General features: G+C 70.0%; 17 protein-coding genes. 7 read left to right on the top strand and 10 right to left on the bottom strand.

All coding sequences use genetic code 11. The features are described from left to right. The 3 genes from VGJ14_01070 to VGJ14_01060 all read left to right on the top strand — a co-directional run. A partial coding sequence (locus tag VGJ14_01070) for an acyl-CoA dehydrogenase family protein (protein HEY2830987.1) occupies nucleotides 1-379 on the top strand: 379 nt, incomplete at its 5' end. A 212-nt stretch (nucleotides 380-591) separates the two neighbouring features. Continuing rightward, the gene (locus VGJ14_01065; GenBank protein ID HEY2830986.1) at nucleotides 592-1647 is read left to right on the top strand and encodes an alpha/beta hydrolase; all 1056 of its coding nucleotides are present in this window, start codon (nucleotides 592-594) and stop codon (nucleotides 1645-1647) included. Nucleotides 1648-1781: 134 nt separating this feature from the next. Next, the gene (locus tag VGJ14_01060) at nucleotides 1782-2624 is read left to right on the top strand and encodes a LuxR C-terminal-related transcriptional regulator (protein ID HEY2830985.1); all 843 of its coding nucleotides are present in this window, start codon (nucleotides 1782-1784) and stop codon (nucleotides 2622-2624) included. A gap of 65 nt (nucleotides 2625-2689) precedes the next feature. On the opposite strand, the gene VGJ14_01055 is transcribed toward VGJ14_01060, so the two are convergent. From VGJ14_01055 to galU, 6 genes are all read right to left on the bottom strand, one after another. Next, nucleotides 2690-3529 carry a hypothetical protein gene (locus VGJ14_01055; GenBank protein HEY2830984.1) on the bottom strand — a complete coding sequence of 280 codons (840 nt, stop codon included), beginning with the start codon at nucleotides 3527-3529 and terminating at the stop codon, nucleotides 2690-2692. Between the two features lie 65 nt (nucleotides 3530-3594). After that, complete coding sequence (locus tag VGJ14_01050) at nucleotides 3595-4158, bottom strand: GNAT family protein (protein HEY2830983.1); 564 nt, start codon at nucleotides 4156-4158, stop codon at nucleotides 3595-3597. A 35-nt stretch (nucleotides 4159-4193) separates the two neighbouring features. Next, nucleotides 4194-4703: a MogA/MoaB family molybdenum cofactor biosynthesis protein gene (locus VGJ14_01045; protein ID HEY2830982.1), complete on the bottom strand. Its 510-nt coding sequence runs from the start codon at nucleotides 4701-4703 to the stop codon at nucleotides 4194-4196. Continuing rightward, nucleotides 4700-5227 carry a cyclic pyranopterin monophosphate synthase MoaC gene (gene moaC / locus VGJ14_01040; protein HEY2830981.1) on the bottom strand — a complete coding sequence of 176 codons (528 nt, stop codon included), beginning with the start codon at nucleotides 5225-5227 and terminating at the stop codon, nucleotides 4700-4702. Before moaC ends, VGJ14_01045 begins: the two co-directional genes overlap by 4 nt. Then, nucleotides 5224-6447, bottom strand: a complete 1224-nt coding sequence (glp, locus tag VGJ14_01035; GenBank protein HEY2830980.1) for a gephyrin-like molybdotransferase Glp — start codon at nucleotides 6445-6447, stop codon at nucleotides 5224-5226. The genes moaC and glp overlap by 4 nt, the downstream gene beginning before the upstream one ends. Continuing rightward, nucleotides 6444-7346, bottom strand: coding sequence for a UTP--glucose-1-phosphate uridylyltransferase GalU (galU, locus tag VGJ14_01030; protein HEY2830979.1), 903 nt, complete (start codon nucleotides 7344-7346; stop codon nucleotides 6444-6446). Before galU ends, glp begins: the two co-directional genes overlap by 4 nt. 64 nt (nucleotides 7347-7410) lie before the next feature. Here galU and VGJ14_01025 point away from each other — a divergent pair, with 64 nt between their 5' ends. The 4 genes from VGJ14_01025 (at nucleotide 7411) to VGJ14_01010 (ending at nucleotide 10716) form a co-directional block, all read left to right on the top strand. Then, nucleotides 7411-8010, top strand: a complete 600-nt coding sequence (locus VGJ14_01025; protein ID HEY2830978.1) for a 5-formyltetrahydrofolate cyclo-ligase — start codon at nucleotides 7411-7413, stop codon at nucleotides 8008-8010. Next, nucleotides 8007-9515 carry a potassium/proton antiporter gene (locus tag VGJ14_01020; protein HEY2830977.1) on the top strand — a complete coding sequence of 503 codons (1509 nt, stop codon included), beginning with the start codon at nucleotides 8007-8009 and terminating at the stop codon, nucleotides 9513-9515. The genes VGJ14_01025 and VGJ14_01020 overlap by 4 nt, the downstream gene beginning before the upstream one ends. A gap of 71 nt (nucleotides 9516-9586) precedes the next feature. Then, entirely contained in the window at nucleotides 9587-9868 is a 282-nt protein-coding gene (locus tag VGJ14_01015; protein ID HEY2830976.1) for an FmdB family zinc ribbon protein, read from the top strand. Between the two features lie 32 nt (nucleotides 9869-9900). Next, complete coding sequence (locus tag VGJ14_01010) at nucleotides 9901-10716, top strand: S-methyl-5'-thioadenosine phosphorylase (GenBank protein HEY2830975.1); 816 nt, start codon at nucleotides 9901-9903, stop codon at nucleotides 10714-10716. A 5-nt stretch (nucleotides 10717-10721) separates the two neighbouring features. On the opposite strand, the gene VGJ14_01005 is transcribed toward VGJ14_01010, so the two are convergent. The 4 genes from VGJ14_01005 to VGJ14_00990 form a co-directional block, all read right to left on the bottom strand. Beyond that, complete coding sequence (locus VGJ14_01005; GenBank protein ID HEY2830974.1) at nucleotides 10722-10883, bottom strand: hypothetical protein; 162 nt, start codon at nucleotides 10881-10883, stop codon at nucleotides 10722-10724. A 4-nt stretch (nucleotides 10884-10887) separates the two neighbouring features. After that, entirely contained in the window at nucleotides 10888-11340 is a 453-nt protein-coding gene (locus VGJ14_01000; GenBank protein HEY2830973.1) for an STAS domain-containing protein, read from the bottom strand. 532 nt (nucleotides 11341-11872) lie between these two features. Continuing rightward, the gene (locus VGJ14_00995) at nucleotides 11873-13603 is read right to left on the bottom strand and encodes a metallophosphoesterase (GenBank protein ID HEY2830972.1); all 1731 of its coding nucleotides are present in this window, start codon (nucleotides 13601-13603) and stop codon (nucleotides 11873-11875) included. A gap of 42 nt (nucleotides 13604-13645) precedes the next feature. Continuing rightward, complete coding sequence (locus VGJ14_00990; GenBank protein HEY2830971.1) at nucleotides 13646-15346, bottom strand: metallophosphoesterase; 1701 nt, start codon at nucleotides 15344-15346, stop codon at nucleotides 13646-13648. Nucleotides 15347-15389 lie beyond the last annotated feature (43 nt).

Below are 15389 nucleotides of genomic sequence, written 5' to 3'. Positions count from 1 at the left end.
GTTCGGCAAGGCGATCGCCGAGTTCCAGGGCCTGCAGTTCATGGTCGCCGACATGGCGATGGGCGTCGAGGCGGCCCGCCAGCTGGTCTACGCGGCCGCGGCCAAGTCCGAGCGCGAGGACAAGGACCTGACCTACTTCGGTGCCGCGGCCAAGGCCTACGCCTCCGACGTCGCCATGAAGGTCACCACCGACGCCGTCCAGCTCCTCGGCGGCTACGGCTACGTGAAGGACTACCCCGTCGAGCGGATGATGCGCGACGCCAAGATCACCCAGATCTACGAGGGCACCAACCAGGTGCAACGCGTGGTCATCGCCCGCCAGCTCCTGCACCCGCACGGCCAGGGCCGGGCCGGGCGGGCGGGCGCCGCGGCGGGCTGATCTTCACAGGTCCGAGCTCCCGGACGTGATCCTTCGCATCGAGGGGGCCAGGGGTTCAAATCCCCGCCTCCGCGCGCAGAGCATGCTCTTCTCTCAGGATTACATCGATTTTGCGCTAGTTCCCCTCTTTAGTGGGGTTGCAAAAGCGCCACCTCTTGCTGTTTTCTAAGAAAAAGCTGAGGTTCGGAGAACATCGATCCGAGAGGCTCTCTATGCGTATTCCTTCCCTGCTCGCCGCCACGGTGGCCGCTGTCACGGCGGCCGGCCTGCTCAGCGGCCCGGCGTCCGCCGCCGCCGCTGCGCCGGCGACGTCCAACGTCGTCAAGATTCCGATCTCGTTCACGGTGAAGAACACCAACCACACCGACGTGTACTGCGAATACCCGGCCGACGGTAAGTCCTACACGGTCCGCGGCCTGGTCATCGGGCCGAAGAAGGCCGTCTCCGCCGGCAAGGCCGCGACGCTTTACCTGCACGCGGTCACCTGGACCGGTGACTACTTCAACCTGCCGATCGCCGGCCATAACTACGCCGAGGAGATGGCCAAGCGCGGACACGTCTCCATCGCGGTCGACCGGCTGGGCTACGGCAAGAGCGACGCGGTCCCCGGCCTGTCGACCTGCTTCGGCTCCGAGGCCGACGTGACCCACCAGATGGTGCAGGACCTGAAGTCCGGCAACTACACGCTCGGCACCGGCAAGGCCACCAAGTTTGCGAAGGTCTTCACCTCCGGCTCCTCGGTCGGCGGCCTGATCGCGAACATCGAGGCGTACATGTTCCACGACACGGCCGGGGTGTTCAACCAGTCCTGGGGCGACTTCTCGGCAGGTCCCTACGCGCTCCAGGAGGCGTTCGACGCGAACAGGCGCTGCTACGCGGGTGGCGACCTGACCGGTCGTGCGGACTATGCGACCTTCGCCGCGGACTCGCGTGACAAGTTCTACTTCGCGAGCGCGACCCCGGCCGTGCGCGCCAAGACGCCGAAGATGCAGCCGGACCCGTGTGGGCAGCTCATGAACCTGCCGTTCGCCATCGGCGCCGACATGCAGCGCCTGGGCGACATCACCGTCCCGGTGCTGATCACCTTCGGCGATGCCGACCCGGTCTTCCCGCCGCCGTCGGCCCAGCAGATGCAGGACCGGTACATCGGCAGCCCCAAGGTCACCAACGTCACCATCCCGGGTGCCTCTCACTACCCGATCCTCGAGGCGAACTTCCCGGTCATGGTCAACGCGGCGCACACGTGGCTGGCGCAGAACGGCGGCTGATCGAGCCGCCCCTCGGCACAGCTGACGGCGCCCGGATCTGCGACCGGGCGCCGTGGGTGGGTGCGCTGAGCACCGGTCGAACAATTCCGGACAAAACGGAGCCACACCGGCAGGCATCAGGGCAGAATTCAGCAATGGCGAACGACCAGCGGCCGGTTGGAGTCCCGGATCTCCGCCCGCATGTGGCCGGGCTACTGGCGGCCACCGGCACGGAGTTCGCCGCCGGTGGTCTCTATGACGGCGGCACCCAGATGGTGCTGACCTCCTTGGCGGGCGAACGATCCAACAGCCTTCGCCACCTGGAGGTCGTGCCCGGTCGCGGGGTGGGTGGCAAGGCCCTGGCGCTGGGTCGGCCGGTCTGGGTCGCCGATTACGCGGCCGCCAAGGGCATCACCCACCACTACGACGGCCCGGTCCGCCAGGAAGGTCTACGCGCGATGATCGGGACGCCCTTCCAGCTGCCCGACGGCAGCCGCGGGGTCCTGTACTGCGCGTTGCGTCGCCCCATGGCCATGGGTGACCGAGTGCTCGACCGTGCTGTGGACGCTGTTCGCCAACTGGAGCGAAGCGCCGCGATCGACAGCGAGGTGGAACGACGGCTCGCGGAACTGTTGTCGGCCCACTACGAGCCCGCCCGCCGTGACCAATGCCTGCGGGACGTCCACGCGGAACTCGCGCTGTTGCGCGACGACGTGGAGCCCGGCCTCGCCGGCCGCATCGACCGCCTGATCGGTCAGATCGGCGCGACCATGGGGTCGCCGCAGCGGCCGGCGGACACCGGCGTCCATCTGACGCGGCGTGAGCTGGACGTCCTCGTTCAGGTTGCCTCGGGGGCGACCAACCTGGAGGTCGCGGAGCGGCTCGGGTTGTCGCTGGCGACCGGCAAGGGGTACCTGAAGACGGCCACCCGCAAGCTGGGCGCGCAGAACCGGATGGAGGCCGTGGCCAACGCCCGCCGCGCGGGCCTGCTGCCGTAGCCGCCGGCTGGATGACTGCCCATGTCTCGGTCATCGACGCCGCGCTACCGGAGCGGCTCGCGGCCTCAGTCGCCCACCGCGGGCTTCAGTTCGAACTCCCGCTCGGTCTCGGTCTCGGTCTCGGCCGCCGGCGCCTCCCGGACCACCTCGCCGGGCTTGAACGGCATCGGCCGGGTCTCGGCATCCGGCTCGCTCTGCGCCGCCGGCTCGGTGCCCGGCGTCCAGGGGCGGCCGGCGGCGATGTCGATGCGCCGGGTGCCGGGCGCCTCGTCCGCCTTGGCCGCGGTCACGTAGGTGGGCAGCGGGACCGGGCGCGGTTCCCACCCCTTGGCCAGCTCGGCCGCTGCGCCCTTGGGCCGCTCGATCGGGTCGAACGAGGGCCAGGGGTCCCAGAACTCCGGGCCGGACTTCCGCAGCCGCCCACGGCGGCGCGCCGGGGGCCCGTCCTCGACCGGCGCGGCAAGCAGCGGGGCCGCGGCCCGGCGGGCCTGCACCCGCAGTTCGACCACATAGGTGAGCAACAACAGCGCCGGAATGCCGGGCACCCAGGTCGGCAGCACGCCGAACATCGCCGGCGCACCCAGGACGAGCAGCGTCAACAGCAGCAGGGACACCGTGCGCCGGCGGCGCCGGGCCGTCGCGCGGCTGACCCGGTGGGGAGCCGGCGCCGGGCCGGCCGATCCGGCAATCTGACGGGGCTTCACCTGCGGCAGCGCCGGCTCCTCGACCGGCGGGCGCAGCACGGAGTAGGCACCCCGCGCCAACTCGGCCGCGCCGCGGCGGCGGAGCACGGTGCCCTCCGGGGCGGTGGCCACCTCACGCGTACCCGAACGCACCGATCGCGAGACGAAATACGCACCCCACGCGGCCAGCACGGCGGCGTAGACCAGACCACTCCCACTCATGGGGCCACGCTAGGCCGGGAGAAGATCCGCTCCGCGGATTGGCGCGCGTGTCGCCCCGGGGAACGTCAGGTGTTGAAGGAGCGGGTGGCCCGCCACCGCTCGCCGACCCCGCGGGGGGCCTCTTCGGAGGTGAGCACATACACCAAGTGATCGCGCCAATCACCGTCGATGTGCAGGAAGCGCTGCCGCAGGCCCTCTTCGCGGAAGCCGAGCTTCTCCACCACGCGTCGGCTGTTGCGGTTCTCCGGCCGGATATTGATCTCCACCCGGTGCAGGCCCATGGTCAGCAAACAGTGGTCGGTGGCCAGGGCCACCGAGGCCGGCATGATGCCGCGGCCGGCGTGGCCCTGGTCGATCCAGTAACCGATGTGCGCCGCGCACAACGAACCCCAGGTCACCCCGGCGATCGTCAGCTGGCCGACGAAGCCGCCCTGGTACTCCAGCGCGAACGGCAACGTGCGGCCGGCCCGGGCCTCGGCGCGCAGTCGGCGCACCATCGGTGCGAAGCCCATCTCCGAGCCCAGCTCCCCCGGCCGGGTCGCCTCCCACGGCTGCAGCCAGGCCTGGTTCGCGCGACGCAGTGCACGCCAGTCGTCGCCGTCACGCACCCGCAACGGCCGCAGCACCACCGGCCCGTCGGAAAGCCGGGCAGGCCATCCGCGATTCAGTGGTCGCCTCCGTTGATCTGATCCACGGCGTGCCGCAGCACCGGGCTGAGCACGGCCAGCCCGTCCCGACAGCCGCCGGGTGAACCGGGCAGGTTCACGATCAGCGTGCGCCCGGCCATTCCGGCCAGACCGCGGGACAACACCGAAGCGGGCACCCGGGTGAACGAATTCAACCGGATCGCCTCCGCGATGCCGGGCACCCGGCGTTCGATCACCCGCGCGGTCATCTCCGGGGTCAGATCCATCGGGGTCAGCCCGGTGCCGCCGGTGGTCAGTACCACGTCGTAGCCTTTCGCAACCGCCGCGCTCAGCGCCTCCACGACCGGTTCGCCGTCCGGGACCACCTGGGGACCGTCCACTCTGAAGCCCAATTCGGCCAGCCCCTCGTACAGGATGGGGCCGCCCCGATCGGCGTACACCCCGGCCGCCGCCCGGTTCGAGACGGTGACCACCAGGGCCCGCGGCGGCAGCCCGACCCCCGCCGGTGCCTCGGGCAGTTCGGTCACCGCTCATCCCTGGTGTGTTCGCCGACTGCGTCGTCTTCGACACGCTCAATCGGTCGGGTGTAGTGGCCGGACTTGCCGCCGGACTTCTGCTCAATGCGGACGTCGGTGATCACCGCGCCCTTGTCCACGGCCTTGACCATGTCGATGACGGTGAGGCCCGCGACCGCCACGGCGGTGAGTGCCTCCATCTCCACCCCGGTGCGGTCCGCGGTGCGTACCGTCGCGGTGATCTCCACCGCGTTATCGGTCACCGCGAGATTCACCTCAACCCCATGGATGGCCAGCGGATGGCATAACGGGATCAGGTCCGGGGTGCGCTTGACGCCCTGGATGCCCGCGATACGGGCTACCGCGAGGGCGTCGCCCTTGGGTACGCCCTCGCCGCGCAGCAGGGCGATCACTTCGGACGAGACCAGCACGCGACCGCTCGCCGAGGCCTGACGGACCGTTACCTCCTTGGCGGAGACATCCACCATGCGGGCCGCGCCGGACGCATCCAGATGCGTGAACGCCTTCTCGCTCATGCCAACCCGCCGTCCAACAACATGACCGTCACGGTGGCTCCGGCCGGGGTCGCGGTCACGTCCTCGCCGAACACAATGAAGCAGTTCGCCCCGGCCAACCCGCCGAGCAGGTGCGACCCGGCGCCGCCGGCCGGCCGAACCCGGGGCAGCCCACCGTCCTCGTCGGGCGTCACCCAGCCACGGGCGTACTGACGTTTGTCGGCCGGCGAGGTCATCGCCTCGGTGAGCACCGCGCGCTGCAGGGGTCGACGCTCCGGCGTGATGCCACGCAGTCGCCGGATCGCCGGGCGCACGAAAACCTCGAACGACACATATGTGCTGACCGGGTTTCCGGGCAGCGTGAAGATCGGCACGTCGCCGATCCGCCCGAAGCCCTGCGGCTTGCCGGGATTCATGGCCACCCCCACGAACTCCACCGTGCCGAGCTTGGACAGCACGCCCTTCACCACGTCATAGGCGCCGGCACTGACCCCACCGGAGGTGATCACCAGATCGGCGCGCACCAATTGCTCCTCGATGGTGGCCAGCACGGTGGCCTCGTCGTCATGTACCAGTCCGACCCGGTACGGCACCGCGCCGGCGTTGCGCGCCGCGGCAGCCAACAGGAAGCTGTTCGACTCGTGGATGCTGCCGGCTCGCAATGGCTGCCCCGGCTCCACCAATTCGCTGCCCGTGGACAGAATCACCGCGCGCGGACGCGGCAGCACCAACGCCCCCGCCCGACCGATCGCGGCCAGCAACCCGAGTTGGGCCGGGCCCAGTTCCGTGCCGGCCTGGAGCACCACCTCACCGGTGCGCACGTCGCTCCCCCGGCGCCGGATGTGCTGGCCGTCGCCGGGCTGCAACCGCACCATCACCCGTCGGGTGTCGGCGTCGGTGAACTCGACAGGGATGATCGCTTCCGCGCCGTCCGGCACCGGGGCACCGGTCATGATCCGGGCGCAGGTGCCCGCGGTGATCGGCCGGGCCGGCACCGAACCGGCCGGGATGTCGTCGATGACGTCGAGCTCGGCGGGGAACTCGTCGCAGGCGCCCAGCACATCGGCCAGTCGCACCGCGTAGCCGTCCATTCCGGAGTTGTCCCAGGGCGGCAGGTCGAGGGTGGAAACCACGTCCTCGGCCAACCGGCAGCCCTGCGCCTCCAGCAGCGGTAGGTCCAACGGCGCGGCCGGCTCGAGGGTGGCCAGGATGCGCTCGAGCTGCTCGTCGACCGACCTCATGAGGCGCTCATGTCGTTCTTGACGAACTCCATCAGCCAGGCGCGGAACTCCGGGCCGAGGTCGGGGCGCTCGCAGGCCAGCCGCACGATCGTGCGCAGGTACTCGCCGCGGTCCCCGGTGTCGTACCGGCGACCGCGGAAGATCACCGCGTGCACCGGACCGCCGCCTTCACCGATCGCCAACGAACGCAGCGCGTCGGTCAGTTGGATCTCCCCGCCGCGGCCGGGTTGGGTGCACCGCAACACCTCGAATACCGCTGGTTCCAGGACGTAGCGGCCGATGATGGCCAGGTTGCTCGGCGCCACCGACGGGTCCGGCTTCTCCACCAGATCGGTGACCCGGACGACGTCGCCGGCATCGTCGATCGGGACGACCGCAGCGCAGCCGTAGAGCCCGATGGACTCCGGCGGCACCTCCATCAGCGCGATGACGCTGCCGCCCAGCCGTTGCTGAGCCTGCATCATCGGACTCAGCAGCGGGTCGCGCGGATCGATCATGTCGTCGCCGAGCAGCACCGCGAACGGTTGGTTGCCCACGTGCTGCGCCGCGCAGAGCACGGCGTGGCCCAGGCCCCGCGGGTCGCCCTGCCGGACGTAATGCATGGTGGCCAAATCGCTGGAGGCGCGCACCCGGGAGAGCGTCTGCTCGTCGCCCTTCGCGGCCAGCTTCTCCTCGAGTTCGTAGGCGCGGTCGAAGTGATCCTCCAACGGCCGCTTGTTCCGCCCGGTGATCATCAAGACGTCGGTCAGTCCGGCGGCAACGGCCTCCTCGACGACGTATTCGATCGCGGGCTTGTCGACGACCGGGAGCATCTCCTTCGGCGTGGCCTTGGTGGCGGGCAGGAACCTGGTGCCCAGACCGGCGGCTGGGATCACCGCCTTGGTCATCGCGGAGCTCATTGCGGCAGGTTACTCGGCGCGCGGGTGCATCACCCGAGCGCACCGATCAGGAAGGATCGGTGCTGTGGCCGGGGCGGAGGACAGGGTTGAGGCGGCGAAGGCGCGGTTGCGTGCCGAGGTGCTGACCCGGCGCGCCGCGCGCTCGGACGCCGAGCGGATTGCGGCCGGCGACGCGCTGTGCGCGGCGGCGATGGCCGATCCCCGGCTGCGCACCGCTCGTCGGGTGGCGCTCTACCTGTCGTTGCGTAGCGAGCCGGGCACCGGGCCACTGCTGGGCGCCCTGCATGCCGCGGGCATCGAAACCCTGCTGCCCGTGCAACGCACCGATCGCTGCCTGGACTGGGTGGCCTGGACCGGAGCGGACGCGCTGACCCGCGGACCACACGGCATCACCGAACCGCACGGGCCCCGATTGGGCCCAGACGCGTGGTCGGAGGCCGACGTGGCGTTGGTGCCGGGACTGCTGGCCGGCCGGGACGGCAACCGACTGGGCCGCGGTGCCGGCTACTTCGACCGGTCGCTGGCGCTGCGTCGGCCCGGCGGTCTGCTGGCCGTGGTGGTGTTCGGCGATGAGATCGTGGACTCCGTGCCGCATCTGGCGCACGACGCCCCGTTCGACCTTGCGCTGACCCCGGACGGATTCGTGCCGTTGGGCCGGCGATGATCTCCGCGAGCTCGCTGACGGTACATCAGCTCAACACCTGGCTGCTGGTGTGCTCGGCCGTGCTGTTGGTCGCCATCGCGGCGGTGCGGCTGGCCACCCGCACCGGGCTGCCCACCCTGCTGATCTACCTCGGGCTCGGCGTGCTGCTCGGCGAGGACGGCCTCGGCTTCTCCTTCGACGACAACGAACTGACCCGCACCCTGGGTTACGCCGCGCTGGTGGTGATCCTGGCCGAGGGTGGGCTGACCACCTCGTGGCGCACGGTGCGCCCGGCACTGCCCGCGGCCGCACTGCTGGCCACCGTCGGGGTCGGGATCTCGGTCGCGATCACCGGGTGGGCCGCTCACGAACTGCTGGACCTGCCCTGGCGCACCTCGTTGCTGCTCGGCGCGATCGTGTCCAGCACAGACGCCGCGGCGGTGTTTTCCGTGCTGCGCCGCTTGCCGGTGCGAGCGCGGCTGGTCGGCATCCTGGAGGCCGAGTCGGGATTCAACGATGCCCCCGTGGTGATCCTGGTGGTCGCGCTGTGCGACCCCCGGCGGCTGGACGGCGGCAATATCGCGCGCATCGGCGCGGAGCTGGTCGGCGAGCTGGCCGGTGGCGCCGCGATCGGACTGGCCGTCGGGGCGCTGGGCGCGATGGCGATCCGCCGCGTGGCGTTCCCGGCGTCGGGCCTGTACCCGATCGCCGTGCTGGCCATGGCCACGCTGGCCTACTCCGGTGCGTCGCTGGCGCACTGCAGTGGCTTCCTCGCGGTGTATCTGGCCGCGCTGGTGTTGGGTAACGCGGGCCTGCCGCACGGGCCGGCGACCCGCGGGTTCGCCGAGGGACTGGCCTGGCTGGCCCAGATCGGGTTGTTCGTTCTGCTCGGCTTGCTGGTCACCCCGTCGGACCTGGGCGAGGAATTGCTGCCCGCGATCGGCGTGGGCCTGGTGTTGTTGCTGTTGGCCCGGCCGATCTCAGTGGCCTCGACCACGTCATGGTTCGGGCTGCCCTGGCGCGAGCAGGCATTCCTGTCCTGGGCGGGATTGCGCGGCGCGGTGCCGATCGTGGTGGCCACCATCCCGGTGGTGCGCCAGGTGCCACACAGCGACCAGCTGTTCGACATCGTGTTCGTGCTGGTCGTGGTCTACACGGTGGTCCAGGGCGCGACGCTGCCGTGGCTGGCCGGGCGGTTGCGGGTGACCACCACCGATCGGATTCAGGGTTTGGACCTGGAGGTGGCCCCGCTGGACCGGTTGGGTGCGGACGTGCTCACCGTGACTGTTCCGGCCGACTCCCGGATGCACGGCGTGGAGGTGTTCGAACTGCGCCTGCCCCGTGGTGCCGGGGTCTCGCTGATCGTGCGCGACGGGGCCAGCCTGGTGCCGGCAGCGAACACCGTGCTGCGCCACGGCGATGACCTGCTGGTCGTCTGTCCGTCCGCGGTGCGGGCGGCCACCGAGGCTCGATTGCGGGCCGTCGCTGCTCAGGGTCGGCTGGCCGGATGGAATCCCGGGCACTGAGAAGGAGGAAATGGGCCCGTTGGGACGTTACTATTAGCAGTCGCCCGGGGCGAGTGCCAACAGGAGGACAGTTGCCCACCTACCAATACGCCTGCACGGCATGTGATCACGCGTTCGAGGCCGTGCAGAAGTTCACCGACAATGCGCTGACCGAGTGCCCGGCCTGCGCCGGCAAGCTGCGCAAGGTCTTCTCCGCGGTGGGCGTGGTGTTCAAGGGCTCCGGGTTCTACCGCAATGACAGCCGGTCCAAGAGTTCCTCCCCCGACGCATCGGCCAAATCCGAGTCGTCGTCGAGTGAATCGAAGCCGTCGACCGAACCCGCCAAGAAGAGCGCCGCGGAGCCGGCGGCCTGATTTCCGCGACAGCCCGCCGCTAGGGTCACGCCGTGGCACTTCCGCGCGCCGAGATCGGCGTCATCGGCGGTTCGGGGCTCTACGAGTTCTTGCCCGACGCCGAGACCGTCGAGGTGGACACCCCCTTCGGGGCGCCGTCGGACCCGATCGTGCTCGGCGAGGTGGCCGGGCGCCGGGTGGCCTTTCTGCCCCGCCACGGCCGCGACCACCGCTGGCCGCCGCACCGCATTCCGTACCGGGCGAACCTGTGGGCGCTGCGCATGCTCGGGGTGGGCCAGGTGCTGGCGCCATGCGCGGTGGGGTCGCTACGCCACGATCGGCCGATCGGCGCGCTGGTGATCCCCGATCAGGTGATGGACCGCACCTCGGGACGGGCGGGCACCTATTACGACGGTCCACCGGCCGGGGTCATCCACGTCTCGTTCGCCGACCCGTACTGCCCGGACGGCCGTGCGGTGGCCGCGCACTGTGCGCGCACGGCGGGCTGGGAGCCCTTCGACGACGGCACGCTGGTCGTCATCGAGGGACCGCGGTTCTCCAGCCGCGCGGAGTCGCAGTGGTACGCCGCCTCCGGGGCCTCGATCATCGGCATGACCGGGCAGCCCGAGGCGGCGCTGGCCCGGGAACTGGCGCTGTGCTACACCCAACTGGCGCTGGTCACCGACCTGGACGCGGGCATCGAGACCGGTGCCGGGGTGACCATGGCCGAGGTGTTCGCGATCTTCGCGGAGAACGTCGGACGGCTACGCGACCTGCTGTTCGCGGTGATCGCGGCGATGCCCGTCGAACGGAAGTGCCCGTGCCCCGCCACGCTGGACGGCCTGCGGCTGGGCATCGAGCTGCCCTAGACGCGTTACGCGTATTCGGTGGGCTGCGGCGCCTCGGCCTCGACCGGAGCCGGCGTCGGTGCGGCCACCGGCGATCGTGCCGTCAAGTGCTTGTCCTCGATGTCGGCCAAGAAGAACATCAACGCCATCATCACCAGCGGCATGCAGCAGGCGACAGCCAGGCTCACGTCGTCACACCTCGGTCGGGGTCGGAGCGGCAGAGAGGGAATTCGCGCGGCCGGTGACGCGGGTGTCCGAGCCCGCCGGGACGCTCACCACACGTCCACCGGGCAACATCGGACGGATCCGGGAACCGCGCAGCGCCAGTTCGACGTCCGGGAATGCAGGCAGCGAGGCGGACATGCCGGTGACCTCGAGCATGCGACGCACCATCGCCGATGCCCCGGCCACCCGCACCCAGGCACCGACGGCGGCGGCCCGATGACCGATGCCCGCCATGGTGCGCAAGCAGGTCAGGTCACAGAAGGCGACCTCGGAGAGGTCCAGGACGATGCCCGACGGTCGGGAGCGCAGGACGTCGAGCAGTTCCGTATGCAGCGCCGCGGAGTTATCGAGGTCGTAGTCCCCGTGTAACACCGCAACGGCCACACCGCCGGCACGGCGGACGTTGATGTCTGCGTCCATGGCTCCTCGATTCTTGGCGGGTTTCGGAGCGGACGTGTGCGTTGATTCTGCGTGTGTTCACTGCCTTTGCACAGGCACATCGGACGGGCTTTCCCGCGGCTTTGCGATAGGACATTTCGCACGTCCGAGTTGTGCATTTCTCACGCCGACCGGGACCAATTTCGTGGCCCGATCACACCGCCTGACCTGCGGAAATACCGTTCGTGATCGGTCGCTGACATTACGCGTTCGCGCGCGTCGTTAAGTTTCTTCTCAGCCGATGGGAGCCGGCGCGCACGCGGTAAAGCCAAATACGGCGAATTAGGACGCTGAGGATCAGTCAGAAGATCTTCAATTCATGATCCAATTCGGCCGAACAAGATCGAATAGGGCCCGCCCCGGTGGAGCGCACCACCCGGGGGCACAGTTGCAATCAGAGTGACGACATTCCGGGCTTGGCTTCAGGGGGTCGTCGCAACACCCGTTGCAACTGTGTTCGTGGGTGGCGTGGTTCTGGGATGGGTGGTCTTTCGTCTGGTTGACGCAGCGTCAGCTACAGCAGCGGGACCCCGATGCCCAGAAGCCGGGCGGTCCGGGCGAGGGTGATGGTGTCGAGCAGTTCGCCGCGGTCGCTGATGGTGCGGATCGTCATGGTGGACTCGAAGCCGGGCACTGCGGGCACCACGTCGACGGCGAGCATCGCGTAGTCCCCGTAGCGAGCCCGGGACCAGGGCACCGTCTCCGGAACGGCCTCGCCGCCCTTCATCCGCAGGCTCGCTTTCACCGGTGCCGCGCTGTCGGCACTGACCTGGCCGGGATAACGATCGGCCGTGCCGTCGGGCCAGGAGGACCTCCCCCGACCTCCAGAACCCGCGCAGATGTAGGTGGTCCCGTCCGTCAACGGCCGCACGGTCGCCCCGTTCGGCGCGGCCACTGTGCATCGGCCGGCCCGGATCGGGTCGGTCCGTTCCCAACTGTGGTTGTGGGCCTGCACCGCGAGGTCGACGGAGAACTCGTCGAACAGCGGGGCCAATCGGGTGCGCACCCCGTCATCCGAACCGTGGCCTCTGGCGGTGGCGTAGGCGCAGTGGTGAAAGAAGACCACGATGAAATCCACCAACGGGTCCTTGCGGAAGGCGGCGAGGGTGTGGCGCGCCCAGGCGACCTGGGTGCCCCGGCTGTAGCCGGCATTGGCCCGGGTCTCGAAGGTCAGGTCGTTGCTGTCCAGGCTGAGAAATCCGACATTGCCGTACCGGAACGAATACACCGACGGGCAGCCACGCGGCCCGTTCGTCGGCAGGTCCAGGCGGGCGGCGTGCCCGCCGTAACCGTGGGTGGCCCCACCGGCCCGGTTGTCGTCGTAGAGCGCTTCCACATCGTGGTTGCCGGTCCCGAACATCCAGGGCGTGGTGGCGGAACTGATCTCGATGCCGGCGAAATAGCGGGTCCACACCGTCGGGTCGTAGTTGTCGAAGCCCGCGCCGGCTTTTCCGGGCGCGTTGTTCCGGACCGGCTCCCCGTCCGCGCCGGGGTAACAGATGTCGCCGGCCAGCACATGGAATGTGGGCCGGCGGGCCGCGACCAGTCGAATCAGTGACGCGGCCGGGTGCGCGGTCCGTCGGGTGTCCTGGATCGCGTATCTGTTGGCGAAAATCGCCGGCACGCCGCCGTTGTCGTCCACGCCCTGGTCACCAAAGGCGGTGAAGCTGAACCGCCCCGCAGTGGCCGGCGCGGTGCTGAACACGGCATCCGGCGTGACGCCCCCGCCGGGCAGCCGGAACCGGTAGTGGTAGGCCACGCTGGGTTCCAGGTCATCGGCGAGGGCGTGCACGAAGAACTGTTCCGCGGTCCGGATGGACCCGTCCCGTTGCGGCACCGCGCTGACCAAGTGCCGCACCTCGGCGGTCAGGGTGTGGCCGTAGCCGGTGTCGGTGCCGAGGTCGACCAGCACCGCCGCCCGGGGCGGAGCGGTCAACTCGGCGGCCATGGCCATCTGCGTGCGCGGGTCCGACCCGAAGGAGAGTCGTCGCCCGAGAAACGGCGGCAACCCGTGGCCGCCGAACGAATCACGGTTCGCGGCGAGCCAGGGCGCCATACCCAATGCGGTCACCACCCCGGCGCCGCGCAGCGCGGCGCGCCGGCTGACCGGTCGTTCGGAAAGGAACCGCCGAATCCAGTCGTGCTGTTCGGCAACCGTCAGGTTATCGGCGAGCTCCGGCGGGACGCCGACGTCGGGCGTCTGTCCGCGCGGGTTCCTCGCGTGCCGCCCCTGGCTCCTCTTCATCGAGTCCATCTTGCGACCGAGGACCCGTTTACGTGGGAAAATTCAGGAGGATGCGCGGCGAACAAGCGTCACCGTGTCCAACCGCTCACCGCGGTCGCTGATGGTGCGGACCGTCATGGTCGACTCGAAACCGGGCGCACCGGGCACCACATCAACCGCGAGCATCGCGTACCCGGAGTACCGGGCCCGGGACCAGCCCACCGTCTCCGGCACGGTCGCCGCGCCGACCAGGCGCAGGGTGGACGTCACCTCGGTTCCGCTGTCGACCCCGACCAAGCCGGGATAGCGGTCGGTGATGCCCATCGGCCAGGCCGACCGACCCCGACCGCCGGAGCCCGCGCAGATGTACGTGGTCCCGTCGGTCGCCGGCCGCACGGTGGAGCCGTTCGGCGCGGTCACCGTAGGATGCCCGCCCCGGATCGGATCGGTCCGTTCCCAGCAGTGGTTGTGCGCCTGCACGGCCAGATCGACGGAGAACTCGTCGAACATCGGGGCCACCTGCGAGCGCACCCCGTCGTCCGAGCCGTGCCCGATGGCGGTGGAGTACGCGCAGTGGTGGAAGAACACCACGATGAAGTCGATCTGCGGATCCGCCCGTAGCTGATACAGCGTGCCGCGCAACCACGCGGGCTGCGCGCCCTGGCTGTACCCGACGGTGGCCCGGCTCTCGTGGGTCAGGTCGTTGGTGTCCATGCTGACGAAACCCACGTTGCCGTAACGGAAGGAGTAGACCGACGGGCACCCACGCGGGCCGTTGGTCGGCAGGTCCAACCGCGCCGCATGTCCGCCGTAGCCGTGCGTGGCGCCGCCCGACGTGTTGTCGTCGTAGAGCGCTTCCACCTCGTGGTTGCCGGTGGCGAACATCCACGGGGTGGTCGCGGCGCTGCGACCGATGGTCGCGAAGTACCGGGTCCAGATCGTGGGGTCGTAGTTGTCGAAACCGCGCAGCGGGTTCGTCGGGGCGTTGTTGCGCACCGGGCGGCCGTCCGAGCCGGGGTAACAAATGTCCCCGGCCAACAGGTGGAACGCGGGTTTGCGCGCGGCGACCATCCGGGTCAGGGTGAGCGCCGGGTTCGCGGCCCGGCGGGTGTCCGCGTACTTGTAGCGGTTGCTGAACCAATGGGGTACGCCCTCGATCTCGTCCACGCCCTGGTCGCCGAACGCGGTGAAGCTGAACTGTTCCCGGCCGGCCGGGGCGGTGTGGAACACCGCGTTGGGGGTAACCGCGCCGCCGGGCATCCGGAAGCGGTAGTGGTATGCCCGACCGGGTTCCAGGCCTTCGGCCAGGGCGTGCACGTACCACTGCTCGGCCGCGCGAATCGTGCCGTCGTTCTGTGGCACCGAGCTGAGGAGGTGCCGGATCTCCACCGGCAGCGCGCGGCCGTAGGTGTGGTCGACGCCGAGGTCGAGCACCAGCCCGTCCCGCGGGGGTTGGGTCAACTCGACGGCGAGTGCCATCTGGGTACGCGGGTCGTTGCCGAAGGACAGCCGGCGCCCGACGAACGGCGGCGGCGTGGACCCGACCGCCCGGCCGCCCCATTCGGCGAGCACCGCCCCGGCGCCGAGCGCGGTCAGCGCCCCGGCCGCGAGCGTCAGCGCGCTGCGTCGGCTGACCGGTCGCTCCCGCAGGAACCGGGTAACCCACTCGTGCTGCTCGGGCACCGTCATGTGCGCGGCGAGCTCCGCCGGGACCCCGACATCCGGGGTCTCCCCCGGCGGATTGATCGGCCCCCCGTCGCTCATCGGGCTCCATCTAAGTCCGCATTGGTGAGCGATGTGTGCACAA

It is taken from the genome of Sporichthyaceae bacterium (assembly GCA_036493475.1).
In the GTDB taxonomy this organism is placed as follows: domain Bacteria; phylum Actinomycetota; class Actinomycetes; order Sporichthyales; family Sporichthyaceae; genus DASQPJ01.
Note: the sequence above shows the minus strand (reverse complement) of the source record. Positions and strands in the feature narration are given on the sequence as shown.